The sequence below is a fragment of the Cellulosilyticum sp. WCF-2 genome, from assembly GCF_003990395.1.
GTDB lineage: Bacteria > Bacillota > Clostridia > Lachnospirales > Cellulosilyticaceae > Cellulosilyticum > Cellulosilyticum lentocellum.
Window position 1 is genome coordinate 2,536,048 of sequence record NZ_CP034675.1, and the last position, 26,894, is coordinate 2,562,941.

The 26,894-nt window shown below is 35.5% G+C and carries 23 protein-coding genes; 20 read left to right on the plus strand and 3 right to left on the minus strand.

The genetic code is table 11. From position 1 onward, the window contains the following. The first annotated feature begins 111 nt into the window (after positions 1 to 111). Together EKH84_RS11280 and EKH84_RS11285 are read left to right on the plus strand one after the other, a co-directional pair. Positions 112 to 420 carry a hypothetical protein gene (locus EKH84_RS11280; RefSeq protein WP_127066372.1) on the plus strand — a complete coding sequence of 103 codons (309 nt, stop codon included), beginning with the start codon at positions 112 to 114 and terminating at the stop codon, positions 418 to 420. Between the two features lie 269 nt (positions 421 to 689). After that, the gene (locus EKH84_RS11285; protein WP_127066373.1) at positions 690 to 4,235 is read left to right on the plus strand and encodes a cellulase family glycosylhydrolase; all 3,546 of its coding nucleotides are present in this window, start codon (positions 690 to 692) and stop codon (positions 4,233 to 4,235) included. 236 nt (positions 4,236 to 4,471) lie between these two features. Here EKH84_RS11285 and EKH84_RS11290 read toward each other — a convergent pair whose 3' ends face one another. Both EKH84_RS11290 and EKH84_RS11295 read right to left on the minus strand, forming a co-directional pair. Further along, the gene (locus EKH84_RS11290) at positions 4,472 to 5,860 is read right to left on the minus strand and encodes a citrate/2-methylcitrate synthase (protein ID WP_127066374.1); all 1,389 of its coding nucleotides are present in this window, start codon (positions 5,858 to 5,860) and stop codon (positions 4,472 to 4,474) included. A gap of 225 nt (positions 5,861 to 6,085) precedes the next feature. Beyond that, on the minus strand, positions 6,086 to 7,846 hold the full coding sequence (locus EKH84_RS11295; RefSeq protein WP_127066375.1) for an Rqc2 family fibronectin-binding protein: 1,761 nt from the start codon (positions 7,844 to 7,846) through the stop codon (positions 6,086 to 6,088). 125 nt (positions 7,847 to 7,971) lie between these two features. On the opposite strand from EKH84_RS11295, the gene EKH84_RS11300 reads away from it, so the two are divergent. The 15 genes from EKH84_RS11300 (at position 7,972) to EKH84_RS11370 (ending at position 22,147) form a co-directional block, all read left to right on the plus strand. Then, entirely contained in the window at positions 7,972 to 8,853 is an 882-nt protein-coding gene (locus tag EKH84_RS11300; RefSeq protein ID WP_013656788.1) for a YicC/YloC family endoribonuclease, read from the plus strand. Positions 8,854 to 8,861: 8 nt separating this feature from the next. Then, positions 8,862 to 9,107 carry a DUF370 domain-containing protein gene (locus tag EKH84_RS11305; protein ID WP_127066376.1) on the plus strand — a complete coding sequence of 82 codons (246 nt, stop codon included), beginning with the start codon at positions 8,862 to 8,864 and terminating at the stop codon, positions 9,105 to 9,107. A gap of 18 nt (positions 9,108 to 9,125) precedes the next feature. Continuing rightward, a complete protein-coding gene (gene gmk / locus EKH84_RS11310) occupies positions 9,126 to 9,728 on the plus strand; it encodes a guanylate kinase (protein ID WP_127066377.1) in 603 nt (200 codons plus the stop codon). Between the two features lie 11 nt (positions 9,729 to 9,739). Beyond that, the gene (gene rpoZ / locus EKH84_RS11315; protein WP_127066378.1) at positions 9,740 to 10,078 is read left to right on the plus strand and encodes a DNA-directed RNA polymerase subunit omega; all 339 of its coding nucleotides are present in this window, start codon (positions 9,740 to 9,742) and stop codon (positions 10,076 to 10,078) included. A gap of 94 nt (positions 10,079 to 10,172) precedes the next feature. Further along, positions 10,173 to 12,431, plus strand: coding sequence for a replication restart helicase PriA (gene priA, locus EKH84_RS11320; RefSeq protein ID WP_127066379.1), 2,259 nt, complete (start codon positions 10,173 to 10,175; stop codon positions 12,429 to 12,431). A gap of 15 nt (positions 12,432 to 12,446) precedes the next feature. Further along, a complete protein-coding gene (gene def / locus EKH84_RS11325; RefSeq protein ID WP_127066380.1) occupies positions 12,447 to 12,905 on the plus strand; it encodes a peptide deformylase in 459 nt (152 codons plus the stop codon). A gap of 24 nt (positions 12,906 to 12,929) precedes the next feature. Next, complete coding sequence (fmt, locus tag EKH84_RS11330) at positions 12,930 to 13,865, plus strand: methionyl-tRNA formyltransferase (RefSeq protein WP_127066381.1); 936 nt, start codon at positions 12,930 to 12,932, stop codon at positions 13,863 to 13,865. An 18-nt stretch (positions 13,866 to 13,883) separates the two neighbouring features. Next, the gene (locus EKH84_RS11335) at positions 13,884 to 14,579 is read left to right on the plus strand and encodes a zinc metallopeptidase (protein WP_127066382.1); all 696 of its coding nucleotides are present in this window, start codon (positions 13,884 to 13,886) and stop codon (positions 14,577 to 14,579) included. A 145-nt stretch (positions 14,580 to 14,724) separates the two neighbouring features. Then, positions 14,725 to 16,062: a 16S rRNA (cytosine(967)-C(5))-methyltransferase RsmB gene (rsmB, locus tag EKH84_RS11340; RefSeq protein WP_127066383.1), complete on the plus strand. Its 1,338-nt coding sequence runs from the start codon at positions 14,725 to 14,727 to the stop codon at positions 16,060 to 16,062. 2 nt (positions 16,063 to 16,064) lie between these two features. Further along, entirely contained in the window at positions 16,065 to 17,102 is a 1,038-nt protein-coding gene (gene rlmN / locus EKH84_RS11345) for a 23S rRNA (adenine(2503)-C(2))-methyltransferase RlmN (protein ID WP_127066384.1), read from the plus strand. Position 17,103: 1 nt separating this feature from the next. Next, positions 17,104 to 17,847, plus strand: coding sequence for a Stp1/IreP family PP2C-type Ser/Thr phosphatase (locus EKH84_RS11350; RefSeq protein ID WP_190283306.1), 744 nt, complete (start codon positions 17,104 to 17,106; stop codon positions 17,845 to 17,847). Positions 17,848 to 17,860: 13 nt separating this feature from the next. Continuing rightward, positions 17,861 to 19,948, plus strand: a complete 2,088-nt coding sequence (gene pknB, locus EKH84_RS11355) for a Stk1 family PASTA domain-containing Ser/Thr kinase (protein ID WP_127066386.1) — start codon at positions 17,861 to 17,863, stop codon at positions 19,946 to 19,948. Further along, positions 19,949 to 20,845: a ribosome small subunit-dependent GTPase A gene (gene rsgA, locus EKH84_RS11360; protein WP_013656800.1), complete on the plus strand. Its 897-nt coding sequence runs from the start codon at positions 19,949 to 19,951 to the stop codon at positions 20,843 to 20,845. Position 20,846: 1 nt separating this feature from the next. After that, positions 20,847 to 21,509, plus strand: coding sequence for a ribulose-phosphate 3-epimerase (gene rpe, locus EKH84_RS11365; protein WP_013656801.1), 663 nt, complete (start codon positions 20,847 to 20,849; stop codon positions 21,507 to 21,509). 5 nt (positions 21,510 to 21,514) lie between these two features. Beyond that, positions 21,515 to 22,147 (plus strand): thiamine diphosphokinase, encoded by a 633-nt coding sequence (locus EKH84_RS11370; protein WP_013656802.1) that lies wholly within the window; start codon positions 21,515 to 21,517, stop codon positions 22,145 to 22,147. Between the two features lie 91 nt (positions 22,148 to 22,238). Here EKH84_RS11370 and rpmB read toward each other — a convergent pair whose 3' ends face one another. Continuing rightward, on the minus strand, positions 22,239 to 22,424 hold the full coding sequence (rpmB, locus tag EKH84_RS11375; protein WP_013656803.1) for a 50S ribosomal protein L28: 186 nt from the start codon (positions 22,422 to 22,424) through the stop codon (positions 22,239 to 22,241). 217 nt (positions 22,425 to 22,641) lie between these two features. On the opposite strand from rpmB, the gene EKH84_RS11380 reads away from it, so the two are divergent. From EKH84_RS11380 to recG, 3 genes are all read left to right on the plus strand, one after another. Further along, a complete protein-coding gene (locus EKH84_RS11380; RefSeq protein ID WP_013656804.1) occupies positions 22,642 to 23,001 on the plus strand; it encodes an Asp23/Gls24 family envelope stress response protein in 360 nt (119 codons plus the stop codon). 43 nt (positions 23,002 to 23,044) lie between these two features. Beyond that, positions 23,045 to 24,694, plus strand: a complete 1,650-nt coding sequence (locus EKH84_RS11385) for a DAK2 domain-containing protein (RefSeq protein ID WP_127066387.1) — start codon at positions 23,045 to 23,047, stop codon at positions 24,692 to 24,694. Between the two features lie 71 nt (positions 24,695 to 24,765). Then, the gene (gene recG / locus EKH84_RS11390; RefSeq protein ID WP_127066388.1) at positions 24,766 to 26,829 is read left to right on the plus strand and encodes an ATP-dependent DNA helicase RecG; all 2,064 of its coding nucleotides are present in this window, start codon (positions 24,766 to 24,768) and stop codon (positions 26,827 to 26,829) included. Positions 26,830 to 26,894: the final 65 nt, after the last annotated feature.

Below are 26,894 nucleotides of genomic sequence, written 5' to 3' on the forward strand. Positions count from 1 at the left end.
CATGAAGCAAGGTAGCTTTGCGTAGAAGAAGTAGGAAAAGAGGTACTAGACTATACCCTAAAAGCAGACTCCAATATTCTAGAGAGTACCTATTCAGAGAATGCTGAGGGTATGGTTAATAAGGTTAAGATTTATGATGAAGAATATCATTATTTAGGAGCGGTACAGAATGATGGGTTAATAGGTTTAGTTGGTGTTTTTCAAGAGATTTATGCCAAGGAAGAAGAGAAGCAGGCAAATACTGTGGCAAGTAATATGCTTCAAGGTATTACTAAAGAGGCTACGGAAATAGTAAAAGGAAATACAAGTTGTCTTAGTAGTAAGGTAATTAAAGTTGAGGACTCACTTATAAAAATAGTGTTTTTTTATATTGAATGGATGAACATGAGTGGAGTAATGGACAATATAGAACGATGTTAAATTAAGTCACCTCATATATCGATGTATTAGCTCTTCTGATTTATTGAATGGGATAAAATCCAAAATCAGAGGAGATTTTTTATGTTCAAGGAGTTTCGAGTAAAAATGATATGGTTTGTTCTTGATTTAGAATTAAGATTTAAGTTATATTTTCAAATAAAGCTATAAAAAGCAGGATATGTCATAAAAACCCTCAATAAAATCATCTGTTATTGAATACTAGGGGCTATGAATTTACAATAGTATTCAAAATAGATAGGAGGAATTTTATGAAAAAGCACAAGAAAAGTTTATACACTAAATTGACAGCTATGTTGACTTCTTTAGTAATGATGTGCAGTATAGTGTCAGGTAATGCAATGACTCTCAATGCGCTTAACCTAGGAGAAAGGAGCTCTGTATTTTTCCAGTTTTATGCTCAAAATCAAGAGGGTAGTTGGGAATGGATGTCTACTGCTAGTGAAAATCTTGTACTAGGAGAAGCAATCACTTTGGATTTAAGTACAATTGATGAACAAGGTGAAAGTATTTTTTCTTCAGCAACAGATACTGCAGCTTTTGGAGTACAATTTGGAGATGGTGCTTTAAAGGTAGGAGATAGTAGTAAGGTAGATATTTCAATTGATACAATTACAATCAAAGCAACAGGATATGAGGATTTAGTGATCGATTTAGAACCAAAAACATTTAATGAAAGTTATTTAGCGAAAGAAGTAGAATGGGGTATTACAGATAATGCAACAACAATAGCTTTAAAAGACTATTTAGGAGAAGATTTTTTAGCACATCTTCAGGCTATTACCTCTATTCAAACAACAGTCACCTTAAATAGCTATAGTTATACAGCGAAACAAACAGAGGAGATAGAAGAACCAACTGATGAAGTCATATTTTTCGAAGGCGAAGCTAGTTCTGATGGTAGTTGGGGACAAGCTGTTTCTCTTAATGCAGGCACAGACTTTAAAGTAAGTCAGTTAGTACTAGGTACACAAATTGCTGTAACCTATGAAGGTGAAAGAGAACCAGAGCTTATACTTGCAAGTTGGTCTGGTGGAGCAAGTTGGGCAAAGGTAGCACCAACAAAAGTTTCAAATGGGGTGGCTTATTTTAGTTATAAAGATTATTTAGCTGCTTATGCTGCAGGAACAGAAGATTATGCACAGTATAATGAAGCTTTTCCCTATTTAAATGTTATACATATTGGGGACACAGGTTCACCACTTGTTGTAAAAAAAATTGTTCTTAAAAAAGAAGGAGAAGTAACAGTACCAAGTTATGAGCAAGGTGAAGAAACGACTGTGTTTTGTCAGTTTTATGCCCAGAATCAAGGTGGTAATTGGGAGTGGATGGCACCGGCTAGTACGAATTTGAAGTTTAATGAAGAACAAGAATTGCACTTTTCTCCAATAGCTGCAGATGGTTCAAGTATATTTACTTTGTCTAATGAAGGAGCTGTATTTGGTTTCCAATTTGGAGACGCAGGCATTAAAGGTGGAGAGAGCAGTATAGTTGGCGTAACGATTGATGAAATGATTATTAAAGCTGAGGGGTATAATGATGTCATTATTCATCCTGAACCAGCTAGCTACAGTGAGAAGTATTTAGCTGAAGAAGTAGCTTGGGGAATTCAGGGGAATGCTACTTTTATTGTGCTGAAAGAATATTTAGATACTGATTTTTTAAGTCATTTAAATGCTATTACAGATATGAGTGTAAAACTAACCTTAACGGATTATGCAAAGGTAGTTAAAGAAGATGATGGACCAGAATTTGATCCTGACTATACACATCCTACGGAAATGAGAAATTTAACAGCAACTGAGTTAGTAGAAGAAATGGGTATGGGATGGAATTTAGGAAATACATTAGAATCTCTAGGTGGAGAAACAGCTTGGGGAAATCCAAAAACTACTAAGAAAATGATTGATGCAGTAGCAAAAGCAGGCTTTAAAACCCTTAGAATTCCTATTAGTTGGGATGATAGTTTAGGGGAAAACTATACTATTGATCCTGAATTCATGGATCGTGTAGAAACTGTTGTTAATTATGCACTTGCAAATGATATGTATGCCATTATTAATATTCATCATAGTTATGGCTGGAATGTTGCTAATGTAGAAAATCAAGAAAAGGGCACTGAAGGATATAAGAGACTATGGGAGCAGATTGCAGAACGTTTCAAGGATTATGGAGATTATTTAATATTTGAGACCATGAACGAGCCACGGGATGGAGATAATTGGACAGGATATGAAGAAGCATATGAGGTCGTTAATGCTTATAATGCTGCTTGTATAGAAACGATTAGAAAAAGTGGTGGTAACAATAAAGAAAGATTAGTGATGCTTCCAGGATATGCAGCTTCCTCAGATTCTAAATGTATTGCAGCAATAAAAATACCAGAGGGAGATGATCATTTAGCAGTTTCAGTACATGCGTATTCACCCTATAGTTTTGCTATGGATACATCAGAAACAAGTCAAACGACATGGAGTACACAAGATAAACGTGCTCTTGAAAATATATTTAGCTTAGTGGATAAGACATTTATTCAAAAGGGGATACCTGTTGTAATGGGTGAATTTGCCTCAACTAATAAAGATAATCTAGAAGCTCGTGTGGCACATGCTAAAGACTATGTAAGTATCGCTGCTAAATATGGCGTGCCATGTATTTGGTGGGATAACGGTGCATGGAGAGCTTATAGTAATGATGCTATGGGAATTTTTAATAGAAGAACACTCGAATGGGTATTTCCAGAGATTGTAAATGCTGTATTTGAAGGATATAATAACCCAGCAACTGATGAAGAATTTAATCCATTAGTGATTTTTAAAGGAAAGGCAACATCTAGTGGGGCGTGGGGACAAGCTTTGAATTTTAAACCTGATACAGATTTTATGTTGAGCGATTTAATAGATAATAGTCAAATCGCCGTGACTTATGAAAGCCAGAATGCTCCAGAATTAATATTACAAAGTTGGTCAGGTGGACCTAACTGGGTGAAGATTGCACCTAATGAAGTGAAAGATGGCGTTGCTTATTTTGACTATGAAGATATGATTGCAGCGTATAGTGCACAGATGCCTAATTATAACGAATATAATGAGGATTTACCATGCCTTAATATGATGTATGTAGGTGATACAGGTGCTGCATTAAAGGTGACAAAAGTAATGATTATTCAAAGTCCTATTAAAGGAGAAATAACTTTTAATGGGAAATGGCAAGATGGATCAAATGGCGAATTGATTTTAACCAATATAAGCAGTGAAACCCTTCATAATTGGATTATAAGTTTTGAGTATCCTGGTGAAATAACGACTATATGGAATGCTACTATTGAAAGTCATGAAGGAAACCGTTATGTTATCAAAAACTCAGGATGGAATCAGGATTTAATAGCAGGAGAAAGTGTAAAAATAGGTTTTGTAGCAGCAGGAAAAGAAAGTGTAAGTGAGCCAAGTAAATACCATGTATTAAGTACACAAAAGATAAGTGAGATAGCTCATTATGAAATAGTATTTAATAAAACGAATAGTTGGGATAATCAAATGACAGGAGAAATTAAAATAACCAATCAATCAAGTACAAATATAGAAGATTGGCAAGTGGTATTTGAATTTGATGGAGAGATTACTCAGCTTTGGAATGGTGAAGTTAGTAAAGGTCAAGGAATAAGTTATTGCGTGAAAAATAAAGGATATAATGCAAGTATTGCACCAGGGGAAACGATTAGCCTTGGCTTTACTGCAACATTAGCTGATATGTCAGCAGAACCTCATTCCTTTGAGATGATACAACTTAGTTATTAATCGAAGGTATTATAAAAAGGTCATGTGCTTATTATCTAGGTGCATGACTTTTTTATACTTTTAGGGATAATAATGAGTAGGTCAATAGAAAGAAGGTATAAGCTGAGAAAGATTAGATTCAAAACATGAGCTATTAATGTTATAGCAGTAGAATATTTAGGTCATTGTATAACAAAAGGGAATACTGCCAACTGGTTAAATACGAGTTAGTAGTATTCCCTTTTAGATAGAGATGACTATTTAGCAGCTTCTTCTATATCGGAACGTTCATGGAGAGGAATATATTCCGTATGCTTTGCAACACTTTTATAAGCAGGACGGATAATTTTACCTCTATTAACAAGTTCTTCGATACGGTGAGCACTCCAGCCAGAAATACGTGCAATGGCAAAGATAGGAGTGTAAAGTTCAAGAGGCAAGCCTAACATATTATAAACGAATCCGGAATAGAAATCTACGTTAGCGCTGACGCCCTTATACATTTTGCGTTCACGCGCAATGACTTGAGGGGCTAAGGCTTCAATTTTAGTATAGAAGTGGTATTCATCATCTAATCCTTTTTCATGTGCTAGTTTTTCTGCATATTCTTTTAGAATAATAGCACGTGGATCCGAAATAGAATACACAGCATGACCAATGCCGTAAATAAGACCTGCTTTATCAAAGGCCTGTTTATTAAGTAATTTACCAAGATAATCTTCAATAGCAGCGTCATCTGTCCAGTCTTTAATTTGCGTCTTCATGTCCTCGAACATATGTACAACCTTGATATTAGCGCCACCATGTTTTGGTCCTTTAAGAGAGCCAAGGGCAGCAGCCATAACAGAATAGGTGTCTGTTCCAGAAGAAGTTACTAAGTGAGTGGTAAAGGATGAGTTGTTACCACCACCATGTTCAGCATGTAAAATGAGGGCTAGGTCTAAAAGAGTAGCTTCAAGATGGGTGTATTTACAATCTGGTCTAAGCATATGAAGAATATTTTCTGCAGTGCTTAGTTCTGGTTTAGGTGAATGAACGTAAAGGCTTTGACCAAGATGAGAATGGGCATATGCTTGGTAGCCATAGACAGCAAGCGTTGGAAAACGTGAAATTAAAGACAAGCATTGTCTAAGAACATTATAAGTTGAGGTATTGTCAGCTTCATCATCGTAGCTATATAGAGCTAGAACACTACGTGCTAAAGAATTCATAATATCCTTAGTAGGGGCCTTTAGAATCATATCATTAAAGAAGTTATCAGGTAGATCACGATAACTACCTAAGAGACTTTCGAAACTTTTAAGTTCTTCTTCGTTAGGAAGATGACCAAAAAGTAAAAGATAGGTGGTTTCTTCAAAACCAAATCGTTTATCTTTTAGATATCCCTTAGTAATTTGTTCTACATTAATACCGCGATAGCGTAATTGACCTGGAACAGGAATCATCTCATTATCATCTACGATATAGGAATGTACTTCACCAATTTCAGTAAGTCCTACAAGTACACCACGTCCATCTAAATCGCGAAGACCTCTTTTGACGGAGTATTTACTAAATAATTCAGGATCAATTATACTACTCATTTCACACATTTCAGTTAAAGTTTTTAATTGCTCTCTAAGTTCTTTGTTTTCTTGCATTCGCATCACCTTTCCTTTATCTACATATTTCAATATATTAAACTAATATGATTAATTTACCATATAAACTGCAATTAATCAATAATTCAGCAAAATATACAAAATAATGGTTAATGATATAAAATTAGATAATTAATAAATCTTAAACCTTTGAAATGTCGATAAAATGAAGAAAAGGACTTTTTAACTCTAGATAGTGAGTCAAGAAGTCCTTTTATAAAGCTAACTATTTTAAGGTAAAAGTTTTTTGATAAAAGCCTCTGTAGGAGTAACGTATAGCGTTTTAAATTGTGTATAAATGACCATTCCAGGCTTTGCATTAGGTACCTTTTTTACATTTTTACGGAATGTATAGTCAATAGGGACATGACTAGACATTTTACCGCTGCTATAGTAAGCAGCTAAAGTAGCAGCTTCTAAGATGACTTCATCATCTATCGGGCTACTTTCTAAGTACTTTACGATAACATGGGAGCCTGGGCCATCCTTAATATGAAGCCATAGATCATTTGTTTTCGCAAATTTCATTGTGAGCTCATCATTTTGATAGTTGTTTTTTCCTACGTAAATATCATGACCTTTAGAAGATTTAAAATGTAGGTAAGGTAAGCTTTTCTTTGAACGATTTTCTTTCTTAGTATTTTTTTTCTTTTTTAAATAGCCCATCTGTACTAGCTCTGTTCTAAGTTCTGCAATATCTTCTTTGGTCTCTAGTAAATCTAGAGAAAGCAGAACAGAAGCTAAATACTGAAGATCCTCTTCGATACTAATAAGTTGCTCTGTAGCAGCTATTTCTGTACGTTTAGCTTTATTATAGAGTTTAAAATAAGCTTGAGCATTTTGAATAGCTGTTTTATTTATTTCAAGAGGAATAGTAATCTCTTCGTAAGGTTCAGTATAATAATTTAAAGTAGTAAAGCTATCGGCTTCTGTTGGAATTTGATGCGCATAAGCTGTTAGGAGTTCACCATAAATTTTATAAAGCTCTTTATGCGTACATTCTTCTAAAGCTTTTTCTTGAATAGCTTTTTTTCGAATGCTACGGTCTATAAAAGTATGAATAAGCTTTTTGATATCGGCTGTTTTTTGAGCTACATTAAATCGTGTACTTTTTTCAAAGAAGTAGTATTCTAATAGTTCACTCATGCTAGGATAAGCTTTAGCTTCTAGCTCCTTATAAAGGGACACAGGTAAACAATAGAAATCTTCAGGTATTTCTGAAGTGTTTTGATATAGGGTAGGTCTAAAATGTCCTGAGTCAATGGGTTCCAAAATATTGACGAAGCTTGTAAAAAGCTTTGTGTAATGCTCATGTGAAGTTGTATGTGTAGAAGCTTCATCATCTACGCCAGCTGTATGACAGATTTCATGGCAAATCATAGGACTAAGCCCATTAAAGTTCATATAAAGACTTTTAAATAAGGGCAAATCACTGGTTTTAAGTTTTTCTATAAAGTTTGCTTCTGAAATATGAAGTGGGTTAAGTTTATCTTGACTTGGAGGTCTTTGATAAACACGATTAGGAAGGATTTCTCTAACACTACTTTTGTCATTTGATATATGTTTAATACTATCCAAAATGAGATGATCTTCCTTGGTCAAGATGATATTACTGTGTCTCCCCATAATTTCAATAATAAGTTTTTTAGTTTCCTTATCTCCAAGCTCATTAGTAGCCTCAATATGAAATTCTACAATACGTTCTAAATCAGGTTGAACAATATCGAGTAATCTCCCACCACCTAGATGTTTACGTAGGAGCATACAAAACATAGGGGGATCTTGGGAAGGATTTTTTGCAAGGGTAGAAAGATGTACGCGAGGATAGTTGCTATTTGCTGTTAAAAGTAATTTATAAACATTTCCATTATTTCTAATAGTAAAAAGGATATCTTCTTTTTCAATTTGATATATTTTATCAATGCGTCCACCAATAAGTACATCTTTTAATTCATGTACAATATTAGCTAAAACGAGACCATCTAATGCCATATTTGTTGCCTCCTTTAATTATAGGAGAAAGTATATCATAATTTTTTTGAAAATAAAAGGAAGGTGTGTTATAATAAAAAGCAAATGTCTAAGAAACAATGCTGAAAAAGAAAGTAGGAAAATGCATGATTTATAGTATGACAGGCTATGGCAGATGTGAAGTAGAAGAAAACGCAAGAAAAGTAAGTGTTGAAATTTCCGCTGTGAACCATCGTTATTTAGACCTTAATATTCGTATGCCTCGTATGCTCATGCATCTAGAGGAAAATGTACGTAATGTCATTAAAAATGAAGTAGCTAGAGGTAAGATAGAAGTTAGTATTATGTGTCATTCTTCAGCTAAGGAGGATCTTGAAGTAACAGTAAATGAAGCTTTGGGACAAGCTTACCTCGGGGGAATACGTCAATTAGGTGCAACTTTTCATCTAGAAGATGACTTAAAACTTTCTGATTTACTGGGAGTAAATGATCTTATAACCATTCAAAAACAAGCAGGTAATTTAGAAGCAGTAAGTGAAACGATAGAGAAAGCACTTAAAGGCGCGCTTCAAACATTTCTTGAAATGAGAGGTAAGGAAGGGACTGTACTTCAGCAAGATATTTTATGTAAAAATGAAGGTTTAAAAGTACTTTTAGCTGAAATCAATCAGCGTAGCCCTTTGGTAGTTGAGTGTTATCGTCAACGTTTACAAAGCAGGTTAGAACAGCTTTTAGGTGATGGCATGAACATAGATGAAAGTCGTTTGGCAATGGAAGTAGCTGTTTTTGCGGATAAATGTGCTATTGACGAAGAAGTAACACGATTGGGTAGTCACTTCGGTCAATTAGAAAGTATTTTAAAAGAAGGCGGCATTGTAGGACGTAAGCTTGATTTCCTTATGCAGGAAATGAATAGGGAAGCTAATACTATTGGCTCAAAAGCTAATGATTATGAGATTACAAAGGTAGTAGTAGCGCTTAAAACTGAAATCGAGAAAATGAGAGAACAAGTTCAGAATTTAGAGTAGGTGACAAGATGAGTCAATTTATTAATATCGGTTATGGAAACATTGTAGCAGTTGAGCGTATTGTAGCGATTGTTACAGCTGAGTCAGCACCTATTAAAAGATTAATTACAAAAGCAAGAGATGAGTCACAGCTTATAGATGCGACCCAAGGGCGCAAAACAAGAGGAGTGATTATTACAGATAATCATCAGGTCATCTTGTCGGCTCTTCAACCAGAGACCATGGCAAGTAGATTGGGAAGTCCTAAAGAATAAAGAAAAAGGAGTACGGCAATGAAAGAAGGATTAAAAATCGTTTTATCAGGACCATCAGGGTCAGGAAAAGGGACAATTGTAAAGGAACTGATTAAAAATGAGCAATTTTTACTTTCTATTTCCGCTACAACACGTCAGCCTAGACAAGGGGAAGAAGAAGGTGTACACTATTTCTTTAAGACAAAAGAAGCGTTTGAAAAAATGATTGCACAAGATGAGCTTTTAGAATATGCTTGTTTTTGTGATAACTATTATGGTACACCTAAAGCTTTTATTGAGGAAAGTGTAAAAAAAGGAAAAGATGTTATACTAGAAATAGAAGTACAGGGAGCACAGCAAATTAAGGAAATTTACCCTGATGCTATTTTTATCTTTGTTATTCCACCTTCATTAGCAGAACTTGAAAGTCGTTTAGTTGGAAGAGGAACAGAGGAAAGAAATATAATTGATCAAAGATTAAAACGTGCTAAAGAAGAACTTGCGCTTTATACAACGTATGATTATATTGTAGTAAATGACCGTTTGGTTGAGGCTATAGAAGACATTAATCGTATTGTAGGTGCAGAAAAGTTAAGAAGCTGTCATTACGCAGCAGAAATAGAAGAAATTATTCATAACTAGGAGGATTTAAAATGTTACAACCATCTTATACCCAAATCATGCATAAGCTTAATAAAGAAGGTACTTCAAAGCTTACAAGTCGTTATTCTATTGTTATTGCTGCTTCAAAAAGAGCTAGAAATATTATTGATGTGATTAATGAGCAAGCAGCAGCTACTAAAGAAGCAGACAAAACAGGTGAAAGAATTATTGACCCAGAAAAGATTAAAGAAGCTGCTAGACTTAATGAAATGTTAAAATCTAAGAAACCTATTTCTATTGCAGTTGATGAAATTTATGAAGGCAAAATGCGTATGAGAGAATTTCATCCACCAGTAGAAGAGACAGAAGAAGTAGAAGAAAGTAACTAAGGAAAAAGACTTAAGAAGTCTGTCAACAATTGTTGGCAGACTTCTTAAGTATAGATGAAAGAACAACTATTGATAGAGGAAGAAGTGAAAGAAGATGCCTTGCTATGCACAAATTATTATTCAGTTTGCAACAGTGAATGAGATCGACCGTCCTTTTACTTATGAGGTAGCACCTGAAATAAGTTCACGCATCCAAGTAGGGCAACGTGTAAAAGTACCTTTTGGTAGATATAATCACTTACAACTAGGTTATGTGGTTAAGCTTATGAATGAGGTTCAAGAAACAGGGTATCGTCTAAAAAAAGTAGTGGTTCTAATTGACGAAAAACCGATTTTAGATAATAAGCAGTTAGAACTCATAAGCTTTATTGTAGATTATTATGCAACGAGCTATGCAGCCGCAATAGATGTTGTTTTGCCACCAGGTTTAAAAGAAGAGCCTATTGCAGTAGAGGAAATGAGTGAAAAGAAGGTAAGACTTGTAGAGGATCGTATTAAACTTAAAGCTTATTGTAATGCCAATGCTCATAAGCAAACTTTTGCAAAGCAAAAATGGTTAATTGATTACTTAAGAGAGCATACTGACATTAATCAAAAGGAGTTATTGGCTTTACCTGAGGTAAGCGCTTCTTCTTTAAAAACACTAGAAAAAAATGGATGTATTTATATAGAGGAAGAAAAAGTTGTTTATCGTCCAGATCCTATTTGTGAAATGCGTTTTAAAACTTTAAATGATCAACAAGAGCAAGCAGTGCAATATTTAAAGGCTTTAAATGAAGCAAATGTATATCGTACCATTTTACTAGAAGGTGTTACAGGAAGTGGGAAGACGGAAGTTTTCTTACATGCTATTAGAGAAGTTCTTATGCGTGGAGGAACTGCTTTAGTGTTGGTACCGGAGATTGCATTAACAGACCAAACCTTATTTCGATTTAAAGAACGCTTTGGTAACCGAGTTGCATTAAGCCATAGTAGAATGAGTGCCAAAGAACGTCAAAGACTTTACATGAGAGCTAAAAATAATGAGGTATCTATTATAATAGGACCTAGAAGTGCTGTATTTATGCCTCTTGATAATCTTAAACTTATTGTAGTGGATGAGGCACATGAGAGTAGCTATAAATCTGAAACAACGCCTAAATATCATGCCATCGATATTGCAAAGAAACGCATGATGCAAAATAAGGGGCAAGTTTTACTGGCTACTGCTACACCTAGTATCGAAAGTTATGCTGCAGCACGAAGTGGTGAATATAGTTTGCTTACTTTGAATAAGCGAATAGGTGAAGCCGTGTTACCTGAGGTGGATGTTGTAGATATGCGCCTAGAGATACAAAAAGGAAATAATTCGGTGTTAAGTCATACTTTATTTGAAGCCATTAAGGATGCACTTGAAGCTGATGGTCAAGTTATGTTATTACTTAATAGAAGAGGCTATTCTACTTTTATTAATTGTAGAAGTTGTGGACATGTGATTAAATGTGATCATTGTGATGTATCTATGACCTATCATGCTTCCCAGCAGATATTGCAATGTCACTATTGTGGTAAAACCAGTGATGTACCGGAGGTTTGTCCTGAATGTGGCAGTAAATATATTCGTTTTATGGGAAGTGGTACAGAGAAGGTAGAAGCTTACTTAAAGGAGTGCTTTGGAAATTATGGTGTGGCTAGGATGGATATGGACACTACCACAGGTAAAGAAGGACATCAAAAAATCTTATCTGCTTTTAGAAAAAAGGAAGTAAGATTACTTATTGGCACACAAATGATTGCTAAAGGGCATGATTTTCCTGCGGTTACGCTAGTAGGAGTTTTATCAGCTGATTTATCTCTTTTTATGCAAGATTTTAGAAGCAATGAGCGTACTTATCAACTCCTTACTCAAGCTATGGGAAGAGCAGGGAGAGGAAAAGAAAAAGGACGTGTTGTTATTCAAACCTATAATCCAAATCATTTAGTGATGGAAGTGATTAGAAACAATGCCCAAGAAGCTTTTTATGAGCAGGAATTAGCTAATAGAGAGATGTTAGGATATCCACCCTACACCCATATTTTCTCACTATTAGTCTCAGGTCTAGATGAAGAGGAAGTCATTCGTACTGTTCAACTCCTAAGTCAATATTATCGTTATTACAGTCAAAAAGGACAAAGTCACTTTAGGGTGATTGGACCTACTAGCGCCGTTATTAGCAAAATAGGTGATGAATATCGGTGGCGATTACTTATTGTAGGAGAAGAAAGAGAAAAATTATTAATTTACGGTAAATTTTGCTTAGAAAAGTTTTATAATAAAGAAAAAGTAAGTGGCACGAAAATACAATGGGATGTAGACCCACTGGCCATGTTATAAATTAAGGAGGCAATTATGGCAATTAGAACAATTAGAACAGAAAAAGAAGAAGTTTTAAGAAAGATATCAAAACCTGTAAAAAGTTTTGATGAAAGTTTATGGACCTTATTAGATGATATGAAAGAAACAATGTATCTTGCTGAAGGTGTAGGCATTGCAGCACCTCAAGTAGGCCTACTTAAACGAGCCTTTATTGTAGATATTGGAGAAGGTCCAGTAGAGTTTGTTAACCCTGAAATTCTTGCAGTTGAAGGCGAACAATTAGGGGAAGAAGGATGCTTAAGTGTACCTAAAAGATACGGAACAGTAAGACGCCCTAACTATGTAAAAATGCGTGCGCAAGATCGAAATGGGAATGTGTTTGAGATAGAAGGAAAAGAATTTATGGCAAGAGCAATGCTTCATGAATTTGATCATTTAGAGGGCAAATTATTCGTTGACTTAGTAGAAGGCGATTTATTCGAAGTAGAGTAACAGGTAGGAAAAGAGGAAAAGGTTATGAACGTTGTATTTATGGGTACACCAGATTTTGCAGTACCAACTTTAGAAATGTTAATTGATGAAAAATATACGGTGAGTGCTGTAGTGACACAACCTGATAAGCCAAAGGGTAGAGGAAAGAAGGAAAGCATGCCGCCTGTAAAAGAAGTAGCTCTTGCACATGGGCTATCAGTTTTGCAACCAGAGAAGATAAGAGGGGATGAAGCATTTTACAACCACATACAATCTTTAAATCCGGATGTTATTGTAGTAGTAGCATTTGGACAGATTTTACCTGAAAGTATATTAAATATCCCTAAATATGGTTGCATTAATATTCATGGCTCATTACTTCCTAAGTATAGAGGAGCTGCACCTATTCAATGGTCTATTATTAACGAAGAGCCAATCACAGGTGTTACGATTATGTACATGGATAAAGGCATGGATACAGGGGATATGCTGCTTAAGAAAGAGATAGTGATTGATGAAGCAGATACTTATGCTTCACTTCATGATAAAATGAAAATAGTAGGAGCAGAGGCTCTTAAAGAAGCTATGCCTATGATTATTGCCGGTGGTAAAGAAAGACAAAGGCAAGAAGAAAGTGAAGCTACTTATGCGGCACTTATTCAAAAAAGTTTAGGTGAGATTAAATGGCAAGCTTCTACAAGTAGCATCGATGCCTTAGTTAGAGGACTTAATCCTTGGCCAGGTGGTTATACTTACTATAAAGGTGAGGTAATGAAAATCTGGAAAGCAGTGAAAACGCTGAAACAAGGAGAAGGTGCGCCAGGGACCATTTTAGAAGTAAGTAAAGAGGGGATTTTTGTTAAAACTTTAGATGGAAGCCTATGCATTCAGGAAATTCAAATGCCTAATAAAAAACGTATGCCAGTTTCCGAATATATTAAGGGTAATACGCTTGATATAGGGGTGATACTAGGTATATAAGTTGAAGGAGTGAAGCGTATGCTCTACAGTTATGGAGGTAATTCTCAAATTTTATGGATTACTTTAGCTATGATGATTATACCCCTTTATGCTAGTTTAAAGGTACAAAATACTTTTAATGTTTATTCTAGAAAGCGGACCCTTTCAGGATATACAGGAGAAGAAGCAGCAAGACGTATTTTAGCAATGAACAATATTAATATTTCTATTCAACCTGTACGTGGATCAATGACAGATTTTTATGATCCTGTTAACAAGACATTGGCACTTTCTGAAAGTGTTTATAGCATGGATTCCATAGCTGCATTAGGGGTAGCTGCCCATGAAGCAGGTCATGCTATTCAAGATGCTAACGATTATGCTTTTTTACGCTTTAGACATACTATTTATCCAGTTGCTAATTTTGCGAGTCGTATATCTATGCCACTGGTATTTATTGGTTTATTCTTTGGAAGTATGCCATTCTTAGTAGATATAGGTATTTGGTTGTTTGCTATTACGACAGTATTTGCCATTGTTACATTACCGGTAGAATTTAATGCTTCTAAGAGGGCATTAGCTACGTTAGAATCAAGTGGCATTCTGGCACCAGAGGAATTAGTGGGTGCAAAAAAAGTATTAGATGCAGCAGCATTAACCTATGTGGCAGCAGCCATGGCATCTATTTTATCTTTGATTCGTTTAATTATGATTAGTAACCGCAATAATGATTAAAAATGGGGAGTGCTTTAACTCGAAGGAGGAGGCACTCTCTTTTTGGGTTGATGACCACTTTTTGCTAAAAGGATGGTTAAATGTTAGAATTAGTGGTACATTATAGTATGAAATAATAAGCATAAGTAAAAGAGAGGTTTTAGGTATGAATAAAACGGTACGCGAGCAAATCGTAGACTTATTAATAGAAATAGAAAAAGAAGCTAGTTATGCACAGCTAGTGTTGAAACGTGCCCTTCAAGATATAGATGCAAAGGATAAAGGCTTTGTCACAGAAGTCGTTTATGGAACACTAAAGTACCAGATTAAGCTAGATTATATTCTTAATCAGTTTTCAAAAACACCTGTGCATCGAATGAAACCCCTCATTAGAAATGTAATGCGTATGAGTTTGTATCAAATGTTATATCTCGATAAAGTACCTACTTCAGCCATTATTAATGAAGCAGTAAAGATTGTTAAAAAAAGAAAGTTTCAAAACCTATCAGGATTTGTGAATGGTATTCTTAGAAATATAGACCGCCAAAGAGAACAAATTACTTATCCAGATGAAACAAAAAATTTAGTATTAGCAATGAGTATTCATTATGCCATTCCAGAATGGATGATAGAAGATTGGCTTAAGGTTTATAAAGAGGAAGAGGTAAAATCTATTTGTGAAGCACTTAATGAGAGAGCTGAGGTATGTGTACGTTATAATACGCTAAAAACAAATAAGCTAGAATTTGAAGAGACCCTTAAAGTAGAGGGCATTCAGTTAAAAGAAGGCGCTTTTTTAGAGGAAGCCTTTTATCTTAAAGGCGTAGATAACCTTCAAAATAGTCCCTCTTTTAAAAAAGGCGAATGGACAGTACAAGATGAAAGTGCTATGCTTGTAGCACATGTTATGGCACCCCAAAAGGGTGATTGTATCTTGGATATGTGTAGCGCCCCAGGAGGTAAATCCATTCATATGGCAGAGCTTATGGCGAATGAAGGGCGTATTGTAAGTTGTGATATCCATCCACATAAGTTAGAATTAATCAAGAAGAATGCCAAGCGTATGGGGATAACCATTATTGAGCCAACCTTGCAAGACGGTACACTAAAGAATGAATGTTACGTGGAAGCTTTCGATAAAGTCTTATTAGATGCACCATGCTCTGGGTTAGGTATTATGAAGCGTAAACCAGATATAAGAACACATAAATCAAAAGAAGGGCTGCTTGAGATTGTAGCCTTACAGAAAAAGTTAGCTTTGGCAGCTATAAGCTATCTAAAGCCAGGAGGGCGATTGGTTTATAGTACGTGTACTATTTCTCATGAAGAAAATGAAGGAATGGTAAGCTATATCAAAGCGTTAGGTTTAGAATTAGAAAATATAGTAGATACTATACCTAACCCACTAAAGAAAGCCATTAAAGAAAAAGGTATGATTCAAATTTTACCTCATATGGCTGGTACAGATGGCTTTTTCATTGCTAGTTTTAAAAAAGGAGTTTAAGTATGAATGAAATTTTAAATCATACCATAGCAGAGTTAGAAGAAATAATACTGGCTTATGGAGAAAGTAAATTTAGGGCAAAGCAGCTTTTTGAGTGGTTCCACAAAAAGATGGTTTGGGATTATGATGAAATGAATAATTTACCATTAAAGCTTAGAGATAAACTCAAGGAAAATTATCCTATCCAGCCCCTTAGAATCGTAGAAAAGCTTTGTTCAGAAATAGATGGGACAATAAAATACTTGTTTGAGTTATCAGATTCACATATAATAGAAAGTGTTTTAATGCGTTATAAACATGGTAATTCCGTATGTATTTCTTCTCAGGTAGGATGTCGTATGGGATGCAAGTTTTGTGCATCTACTGTAGAAGGACGTGTTAGAAATCTTTTACCAGCAGAGATGGTAGGGCAAATTTATGCCATTTCCAAAGATACAAATGAACGCGTATCCAATATTGTTATTATGGGAAGTGGAGAACCCTTAGAAGAATTAGGGGTAACCTTAAGATTTGTGGAGCTTATTAATCATCCATCAGGACAAAATATTGGGCAACGTCATATCACTGTATCCACCTGTGGTCTTGTACCAGAAATAAAAGCCTTAGCAGAAGAGAAACTTCAAATTAATTTGGCACTTTCTCTTCATGCCACAACAGATGAGAGGCGCCAAGCAATCATGCCTATTGCTAGAAAATACAGCTTAGAAGAGGTATTGGCAGCTTGTCACTATTTCATTGAAAAAACCAACCGAAGAGTTACATTTGAATACGCATTAATTGAAGGCGAAAATGATAAGGAAGAAGATGCCAGACGTTTAGGTGGCCTTTTAAAAGGGATGCTTTGTCACGTTAATCTCATTCCTGTTAATCAAATAGATGAAAGAAGTTATAAAAGTAGTAAAGCTTCAAGTATTGAAAGGTTTAAAGGTGTTTTAGAGCAGTACGGTGTGCCTACAACATTACGTAGAACATTAGGCGCTGATATAGATGCAGCTTGTGGACAACTACGACGTAGGTATCTTAAAAAGCGAGGTGAATAGCATGCAAGCTATTGGCAAGGTAGACATTGGTAGAAAAAGAGTGCGAAACGAAGATGCCATCTTCGTTTCTAATTCACCTATTGGTATTCTGCCTAATTTATATATTGTGGCAGATGGAATGGGTGGACACAAAGCAGGAAGTATTGCAAGTGGATTAGCTATTTCATCTTTTTGTGAGTATTTAGAAGCACATAAGCATATTGATATAAAGACCCGAGAAGATGTAACTATTTTACTGAAACTAGGAATAAGAAATGCTAATCATGTTATTTATGAAAAGTCAAAGCAAGATGAAGCCTATAATGGCATGGGAACAACAATGACGGTAGCAACTGTCATAGAAGATATTGTCTATTTAGCTCATGTAGGTGACACAAGACTTTATTTAATGAATGAAGGTAGTATTTTTCAAGCCACAACAGATCATTCTTTAGTACAAGAAATGTTAGAGCAAGGTTATATTTCTGAAAATGAGACAAGGGCACATCCACAACGACACATCATTACTCGCGCAGTTGGTACATATGCAAAAGTCAAAATTGATACAGTGATGTTTGATCTAAGTAAAGTTCAGTATATGTTACTTTGTTCAGATGGATTAACATCTATGTTATCAAACGAGGAAATTCATGAGTGTGTACGTCGCAGTAGCGGGGAAGCGGAAGAAATCGTTGATTCACTCATAGAAAAAGCAAACGCAAAAGGCGGAATGGATAATATAGCAGTAATTATTGTGAAAAAATAAGAGGTGAAAAAACATGTTAACGCCAGGGACCCTATTGGGAGAACGTTATGAAATCATTGAAAAAATTGGTGCAGGTGGAATGTCTATTGTTTATAAAGCAAAGGACAATAGATTACAACGCTATGTCGCTATTAAAGAGTTAAGAGAAGAGTTCGTACAAGATGAAGAGTTTGTAGCGAAATTTAGAAAAGAAGCACTTTCAGCAGCTAGCCTTTCACATCCTAATATTGTAGGTATTTATGATGTAGGTAGTGATAAGGATTTACATTATATTGTTATGGAATATGTTGAAGGGAAAACATTAAAAGAAGTCATTGCGGAAAAAGGACCATTTCCAGCTAAAACCGTATTAGAGTTAGGCGTGCAAATGGTATCAGCGTTAAAGCATGCCCATAGCAAGAAAATTATTCATCGTGATATTAAACCACAGAATATTTTATTAACCAATGAAGGTGTATTAAAGGTAACAGATTTTGGAATAGCTAAAGCTGTAGATTCATCTACTATTGTTGCCACCGGTAATGCCATTGGTTCTGTTCATTATTTTTCACCTGAACAAGCTAAAGGTAAGTATGTTAATGAGAGTAGTGATCTTTATTCTTGTGGTATTGTCCTTTTTGAATTAGCTACTAAGAAGCTGCCTTTTGAAGCAGATTCACATATTTCTATAGCGCTCAAGCACATTAACGAAGAAATTCCTAGACCATCAGAATTCAATAAGGCTATTCCTAAAAATTTGGAGCAACTTATTTTAAAAGCAACAAGCAAAGGTCAAATGGATCGTTATCAAAATGCAGATGAGATGCTTTATGACATGAAAGGGATCTTACAAAATCCTAACTATGAAATTAAAGGCGTAGAAATTACAGAAAAAACTATTTTATTGTCACCAGCGGATACCCAGCTGTTAAGAGAGCAAAGCAAAGAGGTAGAGGCAGACCAAGAGCCTTCTGAAAAAGAGTCTAGTATTTACGAAGAAGAAACCAGTTTTTTGCAAGATGAAGAAGAGGATGAAGAGGTTTCAAAGTTATATAAAATACTAGTGGGAGCAGGTGGTGTTTTCGCCACATTAGCCCTGGTAGTGGCTATTTCCTTAGCATGTATTTTTTGGATTCCTTCTTTAGGCAAAAATATGAATATGGTTTCTGTACCAGATTTAGAAGGAAAGACTCTTGAAGAAGCAACACAGCTTCTTAAAGAGCGTAATCTACAAATTAAAATTGCAGTAGGTAGTGATGAAGTAGGAGTGGTTATTAATCAAAAGCCATCATCAGGTGAAAAAGCTAAGAAGAAGTCTATAGTAGAAGTAGAGTTAGCTCCAGATGATAGTGAAGTATTGCCAGAAGGCGAAACTGTAGAATTACTTGATTTTACGGGAGAAGACCAAAGAGATGTACTAGCTAAAATAAAAGAGTTAGGCTTAGATATTAGTGCGGTAGACATTAGACCACAAGCAGATGAAATCGTTGAAATTGGCAAAGTTATTAGTCAAACACCAGTGGGTGGGAGTATGGTTGCATCAGGAGATCCTATTGTTTTGTACGTTAGTTCAGGTCCAGACAAGAAGATTCAAATGACAACTGTTCCAGATGTTAAAGGAAGAACACCGGAGGAAGCAAGAAGTATTTTATCACAGTCAAATCTTAAATTAGGTAATGAAAAAACACAAAGTAGTGAGACTGTAGCAGAGGGTCTAATCATTGATCAAGCTTTAGCTGTAGGTACAGAAATTGAAGAAGGCAGTAGTATCAATGTTATCGTAAGTACAGGTCCAGCTATGCCTGAACCATCTCCAGAACCAACACCAAGCCCAGAACCAAGCCCAACTACTGATCCCAGTCAGCCTACAGCACCAACAGAGGTAACAAAAACATATGCATTGTCACTTCCTGTACAAATAGAGGAGGATAAGGAAAGTTATCATGTGGTAGCAGTGCTTACTTTAGCTAGTGGTTCAGATCCGGTTTTCGATGGTGTTGTGACAAAGGATCAATTTCCTATACAGCTTTCTTTAAAAGGTTCAGGTAAAGGTATCCTATCTGTAACGATTGATGGTGAGCCTAAATATGAAGACCCTATTGATTTTAATGAGGTGCAGTAAATGAGACTAGAAGGTACGATTATTAAAGGTATAGCAGGCTTTTACTATGTAGAAGCTAATAAGACTATCTATGAATGTAAAGCAAGAGGTAAATTCAGAAATAAAAACATTATCCCCGTCATAGGGGATAATGTGCTTATTAGCTTGAAAAAGGAAGAAAATTCAAATGATCGTTATTTAGAGGGAACTATAGAAGAAATTCTAGAGCGAAAAAACAGTTTAATTAGACCAGCCGTGGCTAATGTAGATCAGGCCATGGTAGTATTTTCAGTGAGTTATCCTCAGCTTCACATAGATCTTTTGGATCGCTTTTTGCTACACATTGAAAAAGAAGACATCGTCCCTTATATATTACTGAATAAAATAGACGAAGGTAATGAAAATGAATATGCTGAGCTTGTAGAACGCTACACTAAAATAGGCTATGAAGTGATTTGTTTATCAGCGAAAATGAAAATTAACACAGAACTTCTGATGCCTAAGCTACAGAATAAAACAACTGTTTTCGCAGGACCATCAGGTGTTGGAAAATCTACACTTATTAATACTATAGAAGAGAATTTGAAATTAGAAACAGGAGAGGTAAGTGATAAGATAAAAAGAGGTAAACATACCACAAGACATGTAGAGCTTATCCCATTAAGTGAAGGTGGCTTTGTACTAGATACACCAGGATTTACTTCATTACAATTAGAGGGTATGGAAGCGGATCAGCTTCAATACTATTTTCCAGAGTTTGATGCTTTCTTAGGCTCATGTAAGTTTAGAGGATGTACCCATTTACATGAACCGGGATGTGAGGTCATTAAAGCTTTAGAAAAGGGAGAAATATATGAGGAGCGCTATGAAGCATATGCAGCGTACTACAAACAATTAAAAGAGATAAGGAGATGGTAATGTGATTCATTTGAGTCCTTCAATACTTGCAGCGGATTTTGCTAATTTGCAGAAGGAGATAGAGAGTGTACAAGAGGGAGGCGCTACTTATATCCATGTGGATGTTATGGATGGTGCTTTCGTTCCTAATATTTCATTAGGTGCACCTGTAGCTAAAAGTATTCGCCCTCATATTAAGGGAGTAATGGATGTCCATTTAATGATTGAGGCACCAGAACGTTATTTAGAAGATTTTAAGGTGGCAGGTGCAGATATATTAACAGTTCATCTTGAAGCAACTCATCATATTCATAGAGTTGTTCAACGTATTCATGATTTAGGAATGAAAGCTGGGATTTCACTTAATCCAGGAACACCTGTAAGTTTATTAGAACCCATTATAGAGGATATTGATTTAGTGCTGATTATGTCCGTTAACCCAGGCTTTGGTGGTCAAAAATTTATTCCTTATTCACTAGAGAAATTGATGCAAGTTAAAGCTCTAGCACAAAAACATAATCGATTGGATTTACTTATTGAGGTAGATGGTGGTGTAACAATGGATAATGCAGAGGCAATTATTAAAGCAGGTGCTAATGTACTGGTGGCTGGTTCATCTGTATTTGATGGTAAAGCAGCTACGGCAAATGCAAAGGCTTTTGTAAAACTTTTTGAAAGCTGCTAAGCCCTATGAAAGTACTTATTTTAACAAATGGAGAATATGGAGACTATAGTTTTTGTCAAGAGGAAAGTCACTATGACCGAGTTATTTGTGCAGATCGTGGTATATGTCATGCTAGAGCATTAGGAATCACACCAGATTTAATAGTCGGAGATTTTGACAGTGGAAGTGAAGAGGACTTAACTTATTTTGAGAGTCAGGGCATTCGTGTGTTGCGTTTTAAACCTGAAAAAGATGAAACAGATACAGAAATTGCAGTTCAGCAAGCTATTGAAATGGGTGCAAAAGAAGTGGATATATATGGTGGGTTAGGAAGTAGATTAGATCATAGCCTAGCTAATATTCATCTTTTATACCCTCTATTAAAAAGAGGAATAAGTGGACGTTTGTTAAATCCCAATAATAGTGTATCTTTAGCGATGCATCAGTGCATCATTAAAGGGGAAAAAGGAGATTTGGTAAGTCTTATTCCTTTTGCGGGTGATGTAGAAGGGGTGACAACAACAGGACTGGCCTATGCGCTTCACAATGCTACTATACCTATAGGGACAAGTCTTGGAATTAGCAACTATTTACTAGGTCAGGTAGCAGAAGTAACAATGAAAAAAGGTGTTTTGATAGTCATTAAAGCAAATGATTAAAATTTAAGTCATAGAGAATAGATTTTAGAAATATGATAAAAATAAAAGCGATTACCGAAAGGTAATCGCTTTATTTATAGCAAGCTTGTAACTACGCACGTGCTACTAAGTTTGAACGTAAGCAACGTGTACAAACATTCATAGTTTTAACAGCTCCGTTTTGGTTAACTCTAACTTTTCTAACATTAGACTTCCACATTTTGTTAGATCTTCTATGAGAGTGGCTCACTTTAATACCAAAATGTACGTCTTTTGAACAAATTTCGCATTTTGCCAATTTGAACACCTCCTTGTCTTAAATCCGTGACATAACAAGGGTTATTGTAACAGATAATAGGACATATTGCAAGTAGTAGGACGTTTAATTTTTTGGAAAAATTCACTTTCCGATGATTTGGATGTATAAAGGCTTTTTTATTTGACAATGATGTGATATAATGATAAAAAATTTAATTAAATTGAAATGAGTATGGACTAGATGAGGAGGTCTATTTATGCCAAGTAATTTTTCAAATGAATATGGTCATATAATAATCAACGAAGAAGTTATTGCACAGATTAGTGGTGTAACAGCTATGGAGTGTTATGGCGTTGTTGGCATGGCCGCTAGAAACGTAAAAGACGGCATTGTACATCTATTAAAGGGTGAAAGCTTAACCAAAGGGATAGCCGTGCGTTTAAATGAAAATAAAGCCAATATTGACTTTCATGTTATAGTCGAATACGGTACTAAGATTTCTGCTGTAGCAGATAACCTAATGAGTACAGTAAAATACAAAGTAAAAGATGCACTTGGTATTGAAGTCGAAAGTATTCGTATCTTCATTGAGGGTGTAAGAGTAGATAAAGAATAATAGTTTGTATAAGAACCTTGATGGGTTTGAGGAGGCATATAAAGTGGAAGTTAGAAAAATAGATGCAGCTCAGCTTCAAGCAATGTTTATTGCAGGAGCTCAGCTACTAGATGAAAAGAAGCAGATGGTTAATGAAATGAATGTCTTTCCAGTGCCAGATGGTGATACAGGAACTAATATGTCATTAACAATCTTAGCGGCTGCAAAGGAAGTAGAAGCTGCTACTAAAGTAGATTATAGCTCTATTGCTAAGGCAGCAGCAACAGGTTCTTTAAGAGGAGCTAGAGGAAACTCAGGTGTTATTTTATCTCAGCTTATTAGAGGCTTTTCAAAAAGTATTACGGAAGCTACAGAGAATGGAGAAGAAATTGATACTGTAGTACTTGCTAATGCTTTCCAAAAAGGAGTAGATACAGCTTATAAAGCAGTTATGAAACCTAAAGAAGGAACAATCTTAACTGTAGCAAGAGAGATTGCAATTAAAGCTCTTGAGATGAGCCTTGAAACAGCAGATATGAATGTGTTTATTGAAAGTGTGCTTCAACATGGTTATGAAACACTTAATAAAACACCAGATATGCTTCCAGTTTTAAAAGAAGCTGGTGTTGTAGATGCAGGTGGACAAGGATTACTATGCATATTAGAAGGTGCAGCCCGTGTTATTATTGAAAACCTTCAAATTGAAATTAAAAAACCGACAGTAGCGCCAAACGAAGCAGCATTTGCGGCACTTAAGAATTTTAATACAGAAGATATTACCTTTGGTTATTGTACAGAATTTATTGCAACTAAAAACCAAGGTTCTAAATATGAAGAAGAAAGTTTTAAAGCGTACCTTGAAAGTATTGGTGATAGTATTGTAGTCGTATCGGATGAGGAATATGTAAAGGTACATGTACACACAGATAATCCGGGACTAGCTCTTCAAAAAGCACTTGAATTTGGTGCACTTCATAACTTAAAAATTGAGAATATGAGAGAGCAACATTCTTCTATTTTTAATGAAGGTGAAGAAGCAAGTAGCGAACCTAAGAAAGACCTAGGTTTTGTTTCTATTGCTGCAGGTAGTGGTATTGCAGACATTATGAAAAGCTTAGGGGTTGACCAAGTGATTGAGGGTGGTCAAACCATGAATCCTAGTACAGAAGATATTTTAAAAGCGGTTAAAGCATGTCATGCTGAAAAAGTAGTTGTGCTACCTAATAATAAAAATATTATTTTAGCTGCAGAGCAAGCAGCAGCTATAGATGAAGAAACAAAAGTTTTTGTACTACCAACAACAACTATGCCTCAAGGTATTGCAGCTATGATTGCCAAGGATGGCCATGATGGAGATGTTGAAGAGCTAATGGAAGATATGAAGGAAGCTGTATCAGGTGTACAGACAGCTCAGATTACCATTGCTGTAAGAGATACAACTTTAGAAGGTGAAAATATTATAGATGGTGAATACCTAGGGATGTTAGAAGGACGTATTGTAGTACATCACAAAGATTTAAAAGTAACTTTCAATGAATTGCTTAAAAAAATGAAAGAAGATGCTGAAGTTATTACTGTGTATTACGGCGAAGAAATCACAGAAGAAGTGGCTAAAGATTATCAAAAAGATGCAGAAGCTATTTTTGAAGATGCAGACGTTGAACTTTACCATGGGAACCAACCTGTATATTACTTTATGATTTCTGCAGAATAAGCATAAACTCATAGGCAATTCCATACAATGTGTGTGGATTTGCCTTTTTTATGTGGAAAGGAGGAGGAAGGGTGCTTTTAAGTGATTCCATTAATGAACTTAAAGGGGTAGGAGACAAAGTAGGAGATAAACTTAGAAAATTAGGGATTTATACCTTGAAGGATATGATAGAACACTATCCTAGAGAATATGAGGACCGTAGACAAATTACGCCTCTTGCTGCATGTGAATTAGATGAACCGCAAAATGTGCTGGTAACGGTATGTAGTAAGCCACAAATTGCTAAGAAAGGGAATAAGATTTTAGTCAGTTTTCGAGTGAAAGATGAGACAAGTAGCATTATGGTTACTTTTTTTGGACAAGCTTATATGCGTAACAACTTTGTTATGGGTGAAAAATATTTACTTTATGGGAAAATCAAACATAAGTATGGTCAATTAGAAATGGATTCTCCTGAATATCAAAAGGTAGCTGATCCCTCAAAATTAGGGACAGTAGCTAAAATTACCCCTATTTATCCTACAACGCAGAAGTTATCACAAAAAGTGATTAGGGGTTTAATAGAACACTGTTTAAATGAGGTGCTACCAGAAGTCAAAGATCCTCTTCCAGAACGCATTATTAAGCAATATCATCTTGTAAGTAAAGAGGAAGCCTTAAGGGGGATTCACTTTCCAAAGGATTCAGAGCATTTTTTTGAAGCAAGAAAACGCCTTGTATTTGAGGAGCTTTTTATGCTGCAGCTTTCCTTATATCAATTAAAAGCGGACTTTGCCACTAAGCTCATGGGAATTGCTCATGATGTAACATCAGAATTAAAAGCTTTTATGGCTTCTTTACCATTTGAGCTGACTGGTGCACAGAAAAGGGTGATACGTGAGATTGTAGGCGATATGAAAAGTCCTTATGCAATGAATCGTTTAGTACAAGGAGATGTAGGCTCAGGGAAAACGGTTATTGCAGCCATCAGTTTATTTTTAGTTGTTAAAGATGGCTTCCAAGGTGCACTTATGGCTCCGACTGAGGTATTAGTTGTGCAGCACTATGAATTCATCAAAGGAATTATGGAGCCATTTGGTATACAAGTTGGTCTTTTAACAGGCTCTACCACAGCTAAACAAAAAAGAGAATTGTTAGCGGCTATTAAAACCAATGAAATCCAGATTGTAGTGGGAACCCATGCCTTGATTGAAGATAATGTGGAAATACCAAACCTAGGATTAGTGATTACCGATGAACAACATCGTTTTGGAGTAAGGCAGCGTTTAAAATTAACAGAGAAAGGTCATTTGCCAGATGTAATGGTTATGACAGCTACACCTATTCCTAGGACTTTAGCACTTATTTTATATGGGGATATGGATATCTCCATTATTGATGAGTTGCCACCAGGAAGGCAACCTATTCGTACGAATGCTGTAGATTCAGCTTATCATCCACGGATTTATCGCTTTATAGAAAAGCAAATCGAAGCAGGTAGACAATGTTATATTATTTGTCCTATGGTAGAAGAAAGCGAAAAGACTAGTGAGCTTAAAAATGTAATAGAATATACAGAGTATTTAAAAACACAGGTGTTTCCTCATATTCCTATAGCTTATTTACATGGTAAGATGAAGCCAAAAGAAAAAAATGAGATTATGGCACAGTTTGCAAGAGCAGAGACTAAAATTCTTGTGTCTACTACCGTTATTGAAGTAGGGGTTAATGTGCCAAATGCAACGATTATCTTAATTGAAAATGCAGAAAGGTTTGGACTTGCTCAACTGCACCAATTACGTGGACGGGTAGGTCGTGGCAAACATCAATCTTATTGTGTTTTAGTAAGTGATTCAAAAAATAAAGTGACGAAAAAAAGGCTCAAAATTATGGAAGAGAGTACAGATGGCTTTGTTATTGCAGAAACGGACCTTAAACTTAGAGGACCAGGAGAATTTTTTGGGACGAAGCAACATGGCCTTCCAGAAATGAAAATTGCCAATCTTTATACGGATGCTAAAGTGCTAGGTGAGGTACAAGGGTGTGTGAAAAATCTATTAGCAATAGATCCAAATTTAGGCGAAACCCAGAATAATCAATTGCTGCAGGAGATTCAAGCAAGGTTAAACGAACAATCATTGCATAATGCTTTATAATTGAAGAGCAATGAAGAATTAAAAGGCAATAAAGAAGTAATAATGAATAGTGAAAAACTAAAAAG